This is a genomic window from uncultured Campylobacter sp. (assembly GCF_938030785.1).
Classification (GTDB): Bacteria; Campylobacterota; Campylobacteria; order Campylobacterales; family Campylobacteraceae; genus Campylobacter_B.
Genome location: NZ_CALHIK010000144.1, coordinates 1 through 13480 on the forward strand (window position 1 = coordinate 1; position 13480 = coordinate 13480).

At 51.1% G+C, this 13480-nt stretch carries 14 protein-coding genes; 13 read left to right on the forward strand and 1 reads right to left on the reverse strand.

What is annotated here, in order from left to right:
• Positions 1-404: MBL fold metallo-hydrolase (locus Q0438_RS08180; RefSeq protein WP_299190029.1), on the reverse strand; the 404-nt coding region annotated here is incomplete at its 3' end.
• Between the two features lie 91 nt (positions 405-495).
• On the opposite strand from Q0438_RS08180, the gene nadE reads away from it, so the two are divergent.
• The 13 genes from nadE to cmoA all read left to right on the forward strand — a co-directional run bounded on the left by nadE (position 496) and on the right by cmoA (position 13480).
• Positions 496-1299 carry an NAD(+) synthase gene (nadE, locus tag Q0438_RS08185; RefSeq protein ID WP_299190031.1) on the forward strand — a complete coding sequence of 268 codons (804 nt, stop codon included), beginning with the start codon at positions 496-498 and terminating at the stop codon, positions 1297-1299.
• Between the two features lie 10 nt (positions 1300-1309).
• Positions 1310-2446, forward strand: coding sequence for a DegT/DnrJ/EryC1/StrS aminotransferase family protein (locus Q0438_RS08190; RefSeq protein WP_299190033.1), 1137 nt, complete (start codon positions 1310-1312; stop codon positions 2444-2446).
• On the forward strand, positions 2439-3542 hold the full coding sequence (locus Q0438_RS08195) for a tetraacyldisaccharide 4'-kinase (RefSeq protein WP_299190034.1): 1104 nt from the start codon (positions 2439-2441) through the stop codon (positions 3540-3542). The genes Q0438_RS08190 and Q0438_RS08195 overlap by 8 nt, the downstream gene beginning before the upstream one ends.
• A gap of 18 nt (positions 3543-3560) precedes the next feature.
• Positions 3561-4418 (forward strand): acetylglutamate kinase, encoded by an 858-nt coding sequence (gene argB / locus Q0438_RS08200; RefSeq protein WP_299190035.1) that lies wholly within the window; start codon positions 3561-3563, stop codon positions 4416-4418.
• A 121-nt stretch (positions 4419-4539) separates the two neighbouring features.
• Positions 4540-6093 (forward strand): threonine synthase, encoded by a 1554-nt coding sequence (gene thrC / locus Q0438_RS08205; RefSeq protein WP_299190036.1) that lies wholly within the window; start codon positions 4540-4542, stop codon positions 6091-6093.
• Entirely contained in the window at positions 6090-6812 is a 723-nt protein-coding gene (kdsB, locus tag Q0438_RS08210; protein ID WP_299190038.1) for a 3-deoxy-manno-octulosonate cytidylyltransferase, read from the forward strand. The genes thrC and kdsB overlap by 4 nt, the downstream gene beginning before the upstream one ends.
• Positions 6802-6939, forward strand: a complete 138-nt coding sequence (locus Q0438_RS08215) for a hypothetical protein (RefSeq protein WP_299190039.1) — start codon at positions 6802-6804, stop codon at positions 6937-6939. Before kdsB ends, Q0438_RS08215 begins: the two co-directional genes overlap by 11 nt.
• Positions 6936-8942, forward strand: coding sequence for an NAD-dependent DNA ligase LigA (gene ligA / locus Q0438_RS08220; RefSeq protein WP_299190040.1), 2007 nt, complete (start codon positions 6936-6938; stop codon positions 8940-8942). Before Q0438_RS08215 ends, ligA begins: the two co-directional genes overlap by 4 nt.
• Positions 8939-9316 carry a hypothetical protein gene (locus tag Q0438_RS08225; protein WP_299190042.1) on the forward strand — a complete coding sequence of 126 codons (378 nt, stop codon included), beginning with the start codon at positions 8939-8941 and terminating at the stop codon, positions 9314-9316. Before ligA ends, Q0438_RS08225 begins: the two co-directional genes overlap by 4 nt.
• A complete protein-coding gene (locus Q0438_RS08230) occupies positions 9313-10527 on the forward strand; it encodes an SAM-dependent methyltransferase (protein WP_299190044.1) in 1215 nt (404 codons plus the stop codon). Before Q0438_RS08225 ends, Q0438_RS08230 begins: the two co-directional genes overlap by 4 nt.
• Entirely contained in the window at positions 10517-11032 is a 516-nt protein-coding gene (locus Q0438_RS08235; RefSeq protein ID WP_299190046.1) for a lipocalin family protein, read from the forward strand. Before Q0438_RS08230 ends, Q0438_RS08235 begins: the two co-directional genes overlap by 11 nt.
• Complete coding sequence (locus Q0438_RS08240) at positions 11032-12195, forward strand: riboflavin kinase (protein WP_299190048.1); 1164 nt, start codon at positions 11032-11034, stop codon at positions 12193-12195. The genes Q0438_RS08235 and Q0438_RS08240 overlap by 1 nt, the downstream gene beginning before the upstream one ends.
• Positions 12196-12775: 580 nt before the next feature.
• Positions 12776-13480: a carboxy-S-adenosyl-L-methionine synthase CmoA gene (gene cmoA / locus Q0438_RS08245; RefSeq protein ID WP_299190050.1), complete on the forward strand. Its 705-nt coding sequence runs from the start codon at positions 12776-12778 to the stop codon at positions 13478-13480.

Here is a 13480-nt window from a genome sequence, read left to right on the forward strand (position 1 = left end):
CTAAAGATCACGCCGTCTACTTCGATCATACAGCTGCCCGGCGTGTGTCCGGCAAAGAGGCTAAATTTGACGTTAAAGCCCGCTATTTCAAGGCTTTGCTCCTGCCCTTTTACGAGCACGTCCGCCTCTATGGACTCCGGCATCGTCTCAAAGGGATCGGTCCGCAGCATAAAGGCGTCCTCCTCGTGGATATAAATTTTAGCGCCCATTCTTTGCAGCTTCGCGTCGTCGTAAACGTGATCGTAGTGCCCGTGCGTATTCAAAACCGCCGCGATCTTTCCCGTATTTTGCATAACCCAATCAAAGCTGCCATGTCCGGGATCGATCACAAGATCGCCCTGCTCGCCCTTTACGATGTAGCAATTCGTCACGTATTCGCCGAAAGCTCTTTTTAAAATTTGCATCAAAATCTCCTTTTAAGCCTATATTAAAGCCGTAATTTAGCCAAAAATAGCTAAAATTTCAAAATTAATATAAAATTTTAAGGTTAGCTAAATGCTTTTGGACGACTTACTGCCGCAACTGACCGATTTTTTATCCGCCAAGCTCGATGAGACGGGCGCAGACGCCTTCGTCGTAGGTATAAGCGGAGGTCTTGACAGCGCCGTGGTTTCCGCACTTTGTGCTCTTACGGAGATCCCCACTTACGGACTTATCCTGCCTAGCGGTAATTCAAATTTAGAAAATATGGCCGATGCGATCTTTCACTGCGAATCCTTTAATATCCCCTACGAGATCAAAGAGATCGCGCCGTTTATAGAGGGCTTCATCGCCTTAAATCCAGGCGCAAGCCCGCTTCGCATCGGGAATTTCGCCGCGCGAATACGCATGAGCTTGCTTTATGATTACAGCGCGCAAAAACGCGGAGTAGTCGTAGGCACGAGCAATCTTAGCGAGCGGATGCTCGGCTACGGCACGATCTACGGCGATCTGGCCTGCGCGTTTAATCCGATCGGAGAAATTTTTAAAACCGATCTGTTTAAATTTGGAAAAATTTTATGCATAGACGATGCGATCATAAAAAAAGCGCCCAGCGCCGATCTATGGGAAAATCAAAGCGACGAAAAGGATCTCGGATACGACTACGAAATCTTAGATAGCGTGCTAAAAGATATTTTTTCGCGGCCTAATTTAAGGGTCAAAATTCGCTCGGGCGAGCAGATCGGCGCGGACGATCTGAAATATCTGAAAAAATCCAACCACAATAAAGATCTGGTAAAACTGATCGTGCGTAAAATTTTAAAAAACAACTTCAAACTACGTATGCCAGCCGTGGCTCGCATAGAGCCCGCACACTAAGGAGAGATTTATGAAAGAGATACCGTTTTATAAGGCTCAAATCGATAAAAAAGAGGAAGACTTAATTAAAAGCGCCCTCTACAACAGCGATATAAGATATAGCGAAATTTTTGAAGAGGATATTTGTAAATATTTCGGCGTAAAGCACGCCGTATCTACCACGAGCGGCACGACGGCGCTGCATCTGGCGCTTTGCGCGATGGATATTAAGCGCGGAGATAAAATTTTATGCTCCGTAAATTCCTTCCCCAACGTCGCCGAAGTGATCCGCCACTTCGACGCAGAGCCCGTTTTCGTAGATATCGATCCGATAAGCTTTAATATCACGAGCGAAAGCCTTGCTCGCACGATAGATCAGAACCGCCACAAGAAGCTAAAATGCGCTTTCATCTCGCACATCGCGGGACTTGCTGCAGATATAGACGCCATCAGCGAGGTCGCCAAAAGCGAAAATATCATCCTTATAGACGATGCATGCCGCGCTATGGGCGCTACCTATAAGGGCGCAAAAATCGGGGCACTTAAAAGCTCGCTCATATCGTGCTTTCAGATCAATCCTCAAGCGCAAGACGCAATCTCTACGGCGGGCTTTTTCGTCACGAACGACGATGAGATCGCAAGCGCCGCCCAAATTTTAAGAAACGGCGGCATCGTAGGAGACGCCTTTTACAAAGACGGCAATATGTCCTTTACCTACGACGTCGATCGTATCGGTCAAAAATACGATCTTGACGCCATAAATTCCGCCTACGCCATAGCTCAGTTTGCAAAAACCGACGCCTTTATAAAGCGCCGCAAGCAGATCGCCGCAGCGTATCGCGAGCAGCTCGCAAACTGCCCTCACGTGACGCTTCCAAGCGACAGCGAGGAGCATATCTATACTCAATTCATCGTAAAGATCGACAAAAACCGCGACGATTTCGCCAAAGCGCTGATCTCGCGCGGAGTGAGCGTATCGCTGCACTATGTGCCGGTGCATCTGCTAAGCTACTACAAAAGCAAATATAATTACAAGGTCAATGATTTCCCGAATGCGCTTAAAAACTATCAGCAAATTTTATCCCTGCCGATCTATACGGCGCTTAGCGACGACGATGTGAGCTACATCTGCGAGCAGATCAAAGAGATAGCGCAAAATCGTGTTTAAACTCCTAATCGAGCGAAACCTATACGACCCGAGCCCCGCGTGGTTTGCGCTAGGGGTGATTTTAGCACCGTTATCGCTACTTTATACGCTGATCGTCTGCCTAAAAAGGCTCTTTGCTAAGCCGCAAAAATTTAAAATTCCAATAATCAGCGTCGGAAATTTAACCCTCGGCGGCAGTGGCAAAACCCCGCTGGTGCGGGCGCTTTTTAAAGAATTTAACGGGGGGCTCAAAACATGCATCATCCTTCGCGGATACGGACGCAAAAGCAGAGGCTTACTCGAAGTAGCGCTCGGCGGGCGGATACTTTGCGACGTGGGGCAAAGCGGCGATGAGGCGATGGAATACGCGCTGTTTCTGCGCGGCGCAAACGTAATCGTCAGCGAAGATCGCGCCGCAGGGATCTTGCGCGCGCAAACTCTCGGCTTTGAGCTCGTGATCTTGGACGACGGATTTTCTAAATTTAATATCTCTAAATTTGATATCTTGCTGCGCCCTCAAAGCGCGCCGAAGTTGCCCTTTTGCCTGCCGTTCGCCGCGTATCGCTACCCGCCGTTTTTTTATAAATTTGCAGATTTCATACCCTCTCCGAGCGACATTTCGCAGGAGCTTAAAATCGTTTCGGCGGCGGATCTGCAAGAGGGGCTAAACGGCACGGATGAAATTTCAAATCTTGCGGATGAAATTTCAAATCTCGCCGCGGATAAAATTTCGGATTTAAATTTAAAAACCGCCGCGGATGAAATTTCAAATTTGAACCCCGCGGCTGCGGATAAAATTTTAAATTCCAAAGAGGCTGGTTTTGAAAAATCCCGCACGATTTTAATCAGCGCCATCGCCAAGCCTTGGCGCTTGCAAGAGTTTTTGCCGCTCGCAAAAGCTCACGCATTTTTCCCCGACCATTATGATTTCAAAAAAGAGCAGATTTTAGAGCTGTTAAGGCGCGAGGATGCGGAGCATATCCTTTGCACGGCGAAAGATTACGTGAAATTAAGGGATTTGGACGTAGAAATTTCGGTGATTTTGCTAAATTTAAAGCTAAGCGAAAACTTTATCCGCGAAATTCAAAACTACATAAACCAAGCTATGATAAAATAAGGTTTTTAAAGGAATTTTATGATAAAAAAGAGCAAAACCGCCGAAGTCATCATCTCCGCGCTGCCCTATATCCGTAAATTTAGAGATAAAATTTTCGTCGTCAAATACGGCGGCGCGGCGCAAACCGACGATGCGCTCAAGCTTGATTTTGCCCGCGACATCGTGCTTTTGCATATGGTCGGCATCAAGATCATCGTCGTGCACGGCGGCGGCAAAAAGATCAATCAGACCCTGGATAAGATCGGCGTGCGCAGCGAGTTCAGGGACGGGCTTCGCATAACGAATAAAGACGCGATCGAAATTACCGAGATGGTGCTAAGCGGCGCGGTGAATAAAGAGATCACGGCGCTTTTGAACCAAAACGGCGCGCCTGCGATCGGCATCAGCGGCAAGGACGGCGGGCTTTTGAAAGCAAAATTCCTCGATGAGAAAAAATACGGATTCGTAGGCGAGATCACCGAGGTAAACACCAAACTGATAAACGACCTGTTGCAAAAGGACTATCTGCCGGTAATCGCCCCGCTTGCGGGCGGCGAGACGGATGAAAACGTGAGCTTTAATATCAACGCCGATCTCTGCGCCAGCAGGATCGCAGCCGCACTAAAAGCGAGCAAGGCGATATTTTTAAGCGACATTGACGGAGTGCTCGATAAAGAGGGGAATTTGATCAGCAAGCTCGATGCCGCGCTCATTTCGAAACTTAAAAAGGACGGCACGATCGCAGGCGGCATGATCCCAAAGGTCGATGCATGCCTGCAATGCGTGCGAAACGGCGCGAATGCCGCGCATATCATCAACGGCAAAATTCCGCACTCGATCCTGCTTGAGCTTTTCACCGACGGCGGCATAGGAAGTTTGATAAAGGAAGAAATTTAGGCGCGGGCGCGGAGGCGGTAGGCTTAAAGCGACAATGCCGCAAGTCCGTGTAAAAAGTCTAAACGATCAAATTTAAAGCGCCTAGGCAGGCGTAAATTTTAAAATTTTAAAAAGGAAAAAGATGAAACTGGTTTCAACGAGAGATTTTTCGCAAAAAGCAGATCTTAGCTACGCGCTGCTAAATCCGAGCGCGCGCGGCGGCGGGCTTTTCAGCCCAGAGCGGCTGCCGCTTTTAAGCGAGGATTTTTTTAAGCAGTGCGAGGATCTGAGCTACAAACAGATCGCGCTTAAAATCATCGAGAGCTTCGATTTTGACGTAAGCAGCGAGGTTTTTGAGAGCGCGCTAAGGCGCTACGATAAATTTGAAAACCCCGCCTGCCCCGTCCAGATCAAAAAACTAAGCGAGAACGCCTATATTTTGGAGCTTTACCACGGCCCGACGCTTGCGTTTAAGGATATGGCGCTGCAGCCCTTCGGCGCGCTTTTAAAAAGCATCGCAAAATCCAGGAATGAAAAATTTTTAATAATGTGCGCCACGAGCGGCGACACGGGGCCTGCGACGCTGGAGGCTTTTGCGGACGATGAAAACATCAAAGCGGTCTGCCTCTACCCGCAGGGCGGCACGAGCGAGATACAGCGCCAGCAGATGGTAAAGCAAAGCGCGGCAAATCTTAAAATTTTAGGCGTGCGCGGCAACTTCGACGATACGCAACGCGCGCTAAAATCGCTACTGGCTGACGAGGATTTCAGAAACGAGCTCGCGCGAGCGAATTTAAATCTAAGCGCCGCAAACTCGGTAAATTTCGGCAGAATTTTATTTCAGATCATCTACTACCTCTATGCTAGCATCTATTTCTCAAAGCACGGCGTATTGAGCCCAGATCAAAATTTAAAGCAAAGCGATCAGTGCGCGGCGTGCGGCAAAAATTTTGGCTCCGCAGCGAGCGCAAGCGGCGCGCAGAGCGTAAAACAGAGCGCTAAATTTAACACCTTCGACGTCATAGTGCCTAGCGGAAATTTCGGCAACGCGCTGGGAGCGTATTTCGCCAAAAAAATGGGCGCAAAGATCGGCAAAATCAAGATCGCTTCAAACGCGAACAATATCCTGACCGAGCTTTTTACGCGCGGCATCTACGATCTGCGCGGGCGCGAGCTCATCCGCACGATCAGCCCTGCGATGGATATTTTGATTAGCTCCAACGTCGAGCGGCTACTTAGCGATATGTTCGGCGATGCGCGCACGAGCGAGCTGATGCAAAGCCTGGCGCGAGATAAATTTTATCAGCTTAGCGCGAGCGAGCTTGCGAAGCTGCAGGAGATTTTTGAGGCGGATTTTTGCGACGATGCGCAGTGCGCTAAATTTATCAAGCAAGAGAGCAGCCGCGGCGTGCTGATCGACCCGCACACGGCGACCTGCTTTAAGCTACTTGACGAAAGCCGCCTAAATCTCGTCATCTCGACGGCGAAGTGGATTAAATTTACGCCGTCGATGATCGGCGCGATCAAAGGCAGGGCTTGCGAGGACGAGCGAGCCGATATGATCGCGCTTTCTAAGGAATTTCGCAGCGATATTCCGCCGCAGATCTCGCGCCTTTTTAGCGCGCCGCAGGTGCACTCCGGCGTCGTGGAGCAAAGCGAGATCAAAAACGCCATAATGGAGTGGATCAAAAAATGATAGTAATCCCCGCGCGCCTTGCTTCGACGCGCTTTAAAAATAAAATTTTATGTGAGTTCGGCAGCGTGCCAATGTTTATCAAAACGGCTCAAAATGCCGCCAAAGCAGACCGCGTGCTAATCGCCGTGGATGAGCCGCAAATTTTAAAGATCGCGCAAGATTACGGCTTTGACGCCGTTCTTACCGCGCGCGAGCATCAAAGCGGCACCGATCGCATCGCTGAAGCGGTCGCAAACGCAGCGCTTGCGGAGGATGAGATCATCATCAATATCCAAGCCGACGAGCCCTTTTTTGAGAGCGAAAATTTGATTAAATTTAAAGATTTCGCCAACGCCATGATCGCACAAAAGGGCGCATTTATGGCAAGCTGCTACAAATACATAAGCCAGCAGGCGGCCGAAGATCCAAATTTAGTCAAGCTCGTGCTCGATAACGCGGGCTTTGCGATCTATTTTTCACGCTCGCTCATCCCTTACCCGCGCGCGGCATGCGAGTGCTATCTCGGACACATCGGCATCTACGCATACAGCGTGCGAAATTTAAAGCGCTTTTGCGCCCTGCCCGCCTCGGTGCTGGAAGATACCGAAAAACTCGAGCAGCTTCGCGCCATAAGCGCCGGTGAAAAGATCGCGATGCTCGGCATCGAGACTGCCAGCATCGGCATCGATACGCCGGCTGATTACGAGCGCGCGCTAAAGGAGTTCGGCAATGGAATTTAAAATTTACTCGTTATGCGGCGCAGCGTTTGGGGTACAGAAGCCTGCCGCGGAGCGTAAAATTCTAACGCAACGCGAAATTTTAACGGAGCGCAGAATTTTAAAATTTAAAGATGCGAGCGCAAGATGAATTACGATGAATACAGATCCGCAATAGATACGCTAAATGCGTGGGCGCGGGCATATTACACCGACGATAAGCCGATCGCAAGCGACGAGGAGTACGACGAGCTTTATTCGAAGGCGGAGAAATTTGAGGAGCAAAACCCCGAGCTCGCGCTGCCCTACTCGCCCACAAAGCGCATCGGAGGCGCGATCAGCGAGGGCTTTTCCAAGCTCGCTCACGGCGCGCAGATGTGGTCGATGGAGGATATTTTCGACGACGCGGACCTTTTGGCGTGGCTAGCTCGCGGCGAGAAGAGCGGCGCGCAGTTTTACGTCGAGCCAAAATTTGACGGCGCAAGCTTAAATTTAACCTACGAAGGCGGCGTGCTGATAAGCGCGGCGACGCGCGGCGACGGGCTCGTGGGCGAGGACGTGACGCAAAACGCAAGAGCGATCAAATCGGTGCCGCTTCAGATCCCCTACGCGCAAAGGATCGAGATCCGCGGCGAGACGCTGATCGCCAAGAGCGATTTTGACGCGCTAAACGACGAGCGCGCCGCAAACGGCGAGAGCCTGTTTTCAAACCCGCGCAACGCCGCCGCAGGCAGCCTGCGCCAGCTAGATAGCGCGATCGTAGCGAAGCGGAAACTAAAATTTATCCCGTGGGGAGTGGGCGAGCATTCGTTAGGCTTTGCGCTGCACTCGCAGATAATGGAGTTTGTGCGCAGCCTTGGTTTTTTACGCGACGAGTTTTGCCGCATCTGTTCGGGCGCGAGCGAGATCAGGAGTGCGTACGAGGCGCTGCATAGCATGCGCGCAAGCAAAGATCTGATGCTTGACGGTATGGTAATCCGCGTAAACGAGCTTTCAAAGTGCGCGCAGATGGGCTATACGGTGAAATTCCCGCGCTTTATGGTCGCGTATAAATTTCCTGCGGTCGAAAAGGTAACGCGGCTACGCGAGATCAATCTGCAGGTCGGTCGTACCGGCGCGGTTACCCCAGTAGCTGTCGTAGATAGCGTAAATATCGACGGCGCGAACGTTTCAAACGCGACGCTTCATAATTTCGACGAGATCGCACGACTTGGGCTGATGAAAAACGACTTCGTGGGCATCATCCGCAGCGGCGACGTGATCCCGAAGATCACGAGCGTTTACAAACAGCGCAGAGACGGCACGCAGAGCGAAATTTCGCGCCCGGGTCGCTGCCCGGTTTGCGGCGAGAAGCTGCTTGACGAAGGCGCACTCATAAAGTGTCAAAACCTCGATTGCAAGGCGCGTGTGATAGGCTCGCTGATCTATTTCTGCTCCAAAAAATGCATGAATATTGAAGGGCTAAGCGACGCGACGATTACGCAGCTTTTTGAAAGCGGCAAAATTTCAAAGATCGGCGACATTTACGCCCTCGGCGTGCAGGATTTGGCGGATCTTGAGGGCTTTGCGGATAAAAAAATTTCAAATCTTTTGGGCGCGATAAACGCGAGCAAAAACGCGCCGCTTGAGCGCTTCATCGCTTCTTTAGGGATCGAGCACATCGGCGAGGTGGCCGCGCGCAAGATCGCCGCAGCGTTCGGGCAGGATTGGCTGGATGCGAGCGAGGATGAAATTCTGCGGCTGGAGGGCTTTGGAGAGGCGATGGCAAGGAGCCTAGCGGAGTTTTGCAAGATAAATCGCGAAAAAATTCTAAATTTAAGCGAAATCATCAACCCGCGCCCCCCAGAGACACAGACCGCCAAAAGCGCCTTCACGGACCGCAGCGTCGTCATCACGGGCACGCTCAGCCGTCCGCGCGACGAGTTTAAGGCCAGACTTTTGGCGATGGGCGCGAAGGTGCAGGGCTCGGTATCTGCCAAGACCGACTTCGTGCTTGCGGGAGAGGACGCTGGCTCCAAGCTGCAAAAAGCTCGCTCACTCGGCGTGCGGGTGATCGACGAGAGCGAGTTTGAAGCGCTTGCGAGCTCGGCGACGCCTGGCGCAAATCCACCTGATAAGAGCGAGCCTGAAGCGCTTGCGGGGAGCGGCGAGTGAAGGTTTTTTGCTCGGCACCAAATCTGCACGCAAACGGCGCAGGATTAAATTTCAAAAGCAACCTCCGTCCTGCGGTGCTTGCGTGTTTTACAAAGCGCGAGAATTTTAAAAATTTTACGGCGCACAAACACTGCGCCGATAGAAAAAATTTTAAAATTTTCGCTAGCGACGAGATAAAATTTGCAACGCACGGCGAGCTAAAATTTGCAACGCGCAGTATGGCTAAATTTACGGCGTGCAGCTGGCTGAAATTTGAGCCTTGCGGCACTGCTGCGCGCGGCTTTGCTTTGTGCGATAAAGTTTTAAGCTCAAGGCCACATAAAAACTGCGCAAGCTCTAAAATTTCATCGCGGCGCGGAGAAAAAGCAAAATGAGATTTGATCTGCTCGTTGCAAACACGCTTAAAATCAGCAGAAATCAGGCCGCCGCGCTGATAAAACAGGATAAAATTTTGCTGCGAGGCGCCGTGCAAAACAGGCCCTCTGCGCAGATCGCGCCCGAGCAGAGCGGCGAAATCAGCGCGATTGATCAAATTTACGTAAGTAGGGGCGCGCTCAAGCTTGCGGGCTTTCTGGATGAGCTTGCCGAAAACGGGCTTTTAGCAAGCTGCGGCGCAAATTCGCCTAGCATGGCGGCAGAAATTTCAAAGCCATGCAGTGCCGCAAAGAGCGCGGATAGCAAAGCGGTAGCGATGCAAAAAACGTACAGAGTAACGACGCAAATTTCAAGTGCAGATTTTGCGGCTACGAAAAAAATTTTAAACGCGAACGAGACGACCGAAATTCCAAGCGCGACAGCGGCAAAGATCGCAGAAACAAATATTAAGGCGATCTGTAACGCAAAAACTAGCGCCGAGACGGCGGAGCTCTTACAAACCGGTGCAGGTACGCAAACAGTGGAATTTTTACAGATGAGCACAGGCGCCGAGACGGCAGGACTTTTGCAAACGGACGCAGACGCCGAAACGACAGAGATTTCAAATGCGGCGACAGCCTCCAAATCGGGCGGCAAGGCGGGTGCGTGCCGCAGAGAAGGCGGTGCTGAGCCGGTACAAACAAAGCCTTCTCAAAAGGAGGTTTTAAATTTAGCGGGAGCCGATGTTTTGGACGTGGGTAGTAGCACGGGTGGATTTGTGCAGATTTTGCTTCAGCGCGGCGCAAAGAGCGTGACCGCACTTGACGTCGGCAGCTCGCAGCTAAGCGAAATTTTGCGACGCGATCCCCGCGTGATCGTGCGCGAAAACACCGACATCAGGAAGTTTGCGAGCAAGAAAAAATTTGATCTCATCACCTGCGACGTGAGCTTCATCTCGCTAAATTTGATCCTAAAAAGCCTCGCGCGCCTTGCAAAAAGCGCTCTCATCGTGCTATTTAAGCCGCAATTTGAGGTGGGCGCGGAGGCGAAGCGAAATAAAAAAGGCATGCTCAAGGATGAAAAAGCGGCGTACGTCGCGCGGGCGAAATTTGAGCGGCTATGCGCCGAACTGGGGCTTACCGTGCTGCATACCGGCGCCTGTAAGATCACGGGCAAAGAGGGAAATCAAGAATTTTTCTATCTTCTAAAAAGGATGAACGATGAAATTTAAAAGCTTAATTATCTTGGCGTTTTGCGCGCTATTTTTGGGCTCATGCGCCAAAAGTCTGAGCCCAAAAGCGCCGATCGTAAAAAACTTCGACATCGATAAATTTAGCGGCGGTTGGTACGAGATCGCCCGCATGAAGGGCAGCGACGACGATCTGCAAAACACCGCATACGAGTGCTTCGTCGATAAAAATTCCACCATCAACCTCCTAAAATCAGCCCAAACGAGCTCGGGCAAAATCAAAAACGAGCAGCACGTACTGGAGTTCGCGGGCGATAAAAGCGTAGGCCTGCTCTATCAAAAAGGGTTCATTTCGGATACCACTTACCGTGTGGCGCAAGTCGACGGCGACTATCGCTACGCCCTAATCTTCGGCCCCGATACGAGCGAGTTGTATATCCTCTCGCGTAGCAAAACCCTGCCCGAGCCGATCCGCATCGTCTATCTAAAAAAAGCTAAACACAGCGGCTACGACACCAAAAAAATCGTCTGGACGAAGCATAAATAATGGATGAGCTTTTAAAACAAAACCCGCCCAAAGCTCCTTTGCAAGAGAGCGAGAGCCATCTGGAGAGCGAAGCTTTAATGCCTTGCAGCGAGGGTCTGCGCGAAATTTTAAAAGCGGAATTTGAGCGGGGCGAAATTTTTGCCTCGCCGCAAAACGCTGCCCGTGAGGAAGTTCACGCCGTAGCGATCGGAAATTTCGACGGCATGCATCTGGGGCATCAAAAATTATTTGAAAATTTAGGCGAGCATGGCGCTATAATCGTGGTTTTGACGGGCATTGGAAGCAAGCTCACGCCCTTTGCGTTTCGCAGCGCATTCACGCAGAAAAAAATATTTTACTGCGAACTTAGCAAAATCAAAAACCTAAGCGGAGGCGAATTTATCGAGCTTTTAGGGCAAAATTTCATAAATTTACAAAAGATCGTCGTCGGCGAGGATTTTAGATTCGGGCGCGATCGAGCCTGCGGAGTGGAGTTTTTGCAGCGCGAATTTCGCGGACAAACCTGCGTCGTAGGGGAGTTTTGTTTGGGCGGCAGCGGCGTGCATTCAAGCAGGATCAAGGATCTTTTATCGCGCGGAAGGTGCGAAGAGGCGGCGGAGCTTTTAGGGCGGGATTATGAGCTCTGCGGACGGATCGTGCACGGCCAGGGGCGCGGGGCGCGGGAGTTTGTAGCGACGCTAAATCTCGAGCCCGGTTGGTTTTTTATCCCAAAAAGCGGCGTTTACGCAACCGTCACGAGCGTGCGCGGCGCAAGATACAAAAGCGTGAGCTTTGTAGGAGAACGCCTTAGCACCGACGGGGCTTTCGCGCTTGAAACTCACATTTTGGGGGACTTTACGGGCTTCGAGGCTGTAAATTCCGAGCAAGATCGCGCGCCGTGCTGCGGGGGACAAGCTGCAGATTCTGCGCAAAATTTAGATGAAATTTCAGCGCGTAATTCGGCCGAAATTTCTACGCAGAATTTTGCGGCGAGCGAGAGCTTGGGCGCCGAGAATAAAAATTTAGAGGTGGCGTGCAAAAACAGCGGCGCGAAATTTGCCTGCGTGAAATTTATAAAATTTATACGCGAAAATCAAAAATTTACCGATCCGGCGCGACTTAAAGAGCAAATTTTAAAAGACGCCGCTGAAGCGGAGCGGATTTTGCAAGACTGCGAAATTTAGTAGCGCTTTCCGCTCTCGGAGCCTTAATGCGCTTTTGGCTTGAGTATGCGAAGCCGACGCAAGCTGCGGCAAGATTAGCGATGGCGCAAATTTAGCTACTAGCGCAAGTCAAAATTAGCGGCTAACCATTGAATGCAAAACAGGAGCTAAGCGGCTAAATTTCGCGTCTAGCCAGGCGCAGATTTTACCGAGCTTAAAATTTGCGATGCGCAAAATCGTAAAACGCTTACGAAATTCTGCTTGCAGAGCTCTTGAGCATTATGCGCCCATGTTTAAAGAATTCGAAGAAGCTGGTTTAGAGGTGCAAAATTTGGCGGCATAAAATTTAAGCGCCAAAGTTTAACGGCGCGAGCTCTAGGCTCGTAAAGTTGCCAAGCGGAGTAAAATTTGCTCGCGTAAATTCCGCGCCGACTAGATTACGGCTCGAAGCTCGACGCGAGCCAAGACGTAGCGCGTCCGCAACCAAAAGCGCGCCGCGTCTGAAATTTAGGCGATCCGCACGGGCAAGTGCGGCGAAAATTCCGTGCTCGGCGGCCGCAAGACGGGTACCGCGCGAATAGCAAAGCAAAAAAGGAAACAGATGAAAGACGAAATTTTTAAAGAGCCTATCAAAAAGCAGTTTGAGTTTGACGCCAGCGTCGCGTCGGTTTTTGATGATATGATCGGCCGCAGCGTGCCGTTTTACGAGGCCAGCACGCGGCTTAGCAGCGAGCTTTTGGCGCGGATACTGCCGCAAAAGGCCCGCGTGATCGATCTTGGCTGCTCGACTGCGACCGCGCTGCTGGCGCTGTTTGCGCTGCGCCCAGATCTGCGGCTGTGCGGCATCGACAGCTCGGAAGCGATGATACAAAACGCCCGCGCCAAGGCGGCGGCGTTCGGCGCCGAGCTCGAGCTTAGCGTATCGGACGTGCTGGATGCGAGCTTCGCGGACTGCGACGCCGTGATCATAAACTACACGCTACAATTTATCAGACCGCCGCGCCGCGCTGCGCTCGTGAGTAAAATTTACGACGGATTGCGCGAGGGCGGGGTTTTGATCTTTAGCGAAAAGATTATCTACGAAGAGCCTGGGCTCGCGCGTCAGATGATCGAAATTTACGAGGATTACAAGCGCGCGCAGGGCTACTCGCGCTACGAGATCGCACAAAAACGAGAGGCGCTTGAAAACGTGCTCGTACCCTACACCGAGATGGAAAACCACGCCTTGGCGCTAAGCGCGGGCTTTAAGCGCGTCGAGAGTATCTTTAAATGGGCAAATTTTATGAGCTTCGCGGCGTTTAAATAA

Coding starts and splice junctions, on each gene's coding strand:
- nadE (WP_299190031.1), top strand. CDS start 496: ATGCTTTTGGACGACTTACTGCCGCAACTGACCGATTTTTTATCCGCC.
- Q0438_RS08190 (WP_299190033.1), top strand. CDS start 1,310: ATGAAAGAGATACCGTTTTATAAGGCTCAAATCGATAAAAAAGAGGAA.
- ligA (WP_299190040.1), top strand. CDS start 6,936: ATGAATTACGATGAATACAGATCCGCAATAGATACGCTAAATGCGTGG.
- Q0438_RS08235 (WP_299190046.1), top strand. CDS start 10,517: ATGAAATTTAAAAGCTTAATTATCTTGGCGTTTTGCGCGCTATTTTTG.
- cmoA (WP_299190050.1), top strand. CDS start 12,776: ATGAAAGACGAAATTTTTAAAGAGCCTATCAAAAAGCAGTTTGAGTTT.
- Q0438_RS08240 (WP_299190048.1), top strand. CDS start 11,032: ATGGATGAGCTTTTAAAACAAAACCCGCCCAAAGCTCCTTTGCAAGAG.
- kdsB (WP_299190038.1), top strand. CDS start 6,090: ATGATAGTAATCCCCGCGCGCCTTGCTTCGACGCGCTTTAAAAATAAA.
- Q0438_RS08230 (WP_299190044.1), top strand. CDS start 9,313: ATGAGATTTGATCTGCTCGTTGCAAACACGCTTAAAATCAGCAGAAAT.
- argB (WP_299190035.1), top strand. CDS start 3,561: ATGATAAAAAAGAGCAAAACCGCCGAAGTCATCATCTCCGCGCTGCCC.
- Q0438_RS08215 (WP_299190039.1), top strand. CDS start 6,802: ATGGAATTTAAAATTTACTCGTTATGCGGCGCAGCGTTTGGGGTACAG.
- thrC (WP_299190036.1), top strand. CDS start 4,540: ATGAAACTGGTTTCAACGAGAGATTTTTCGCAAAAAGCAGATCTTAGC.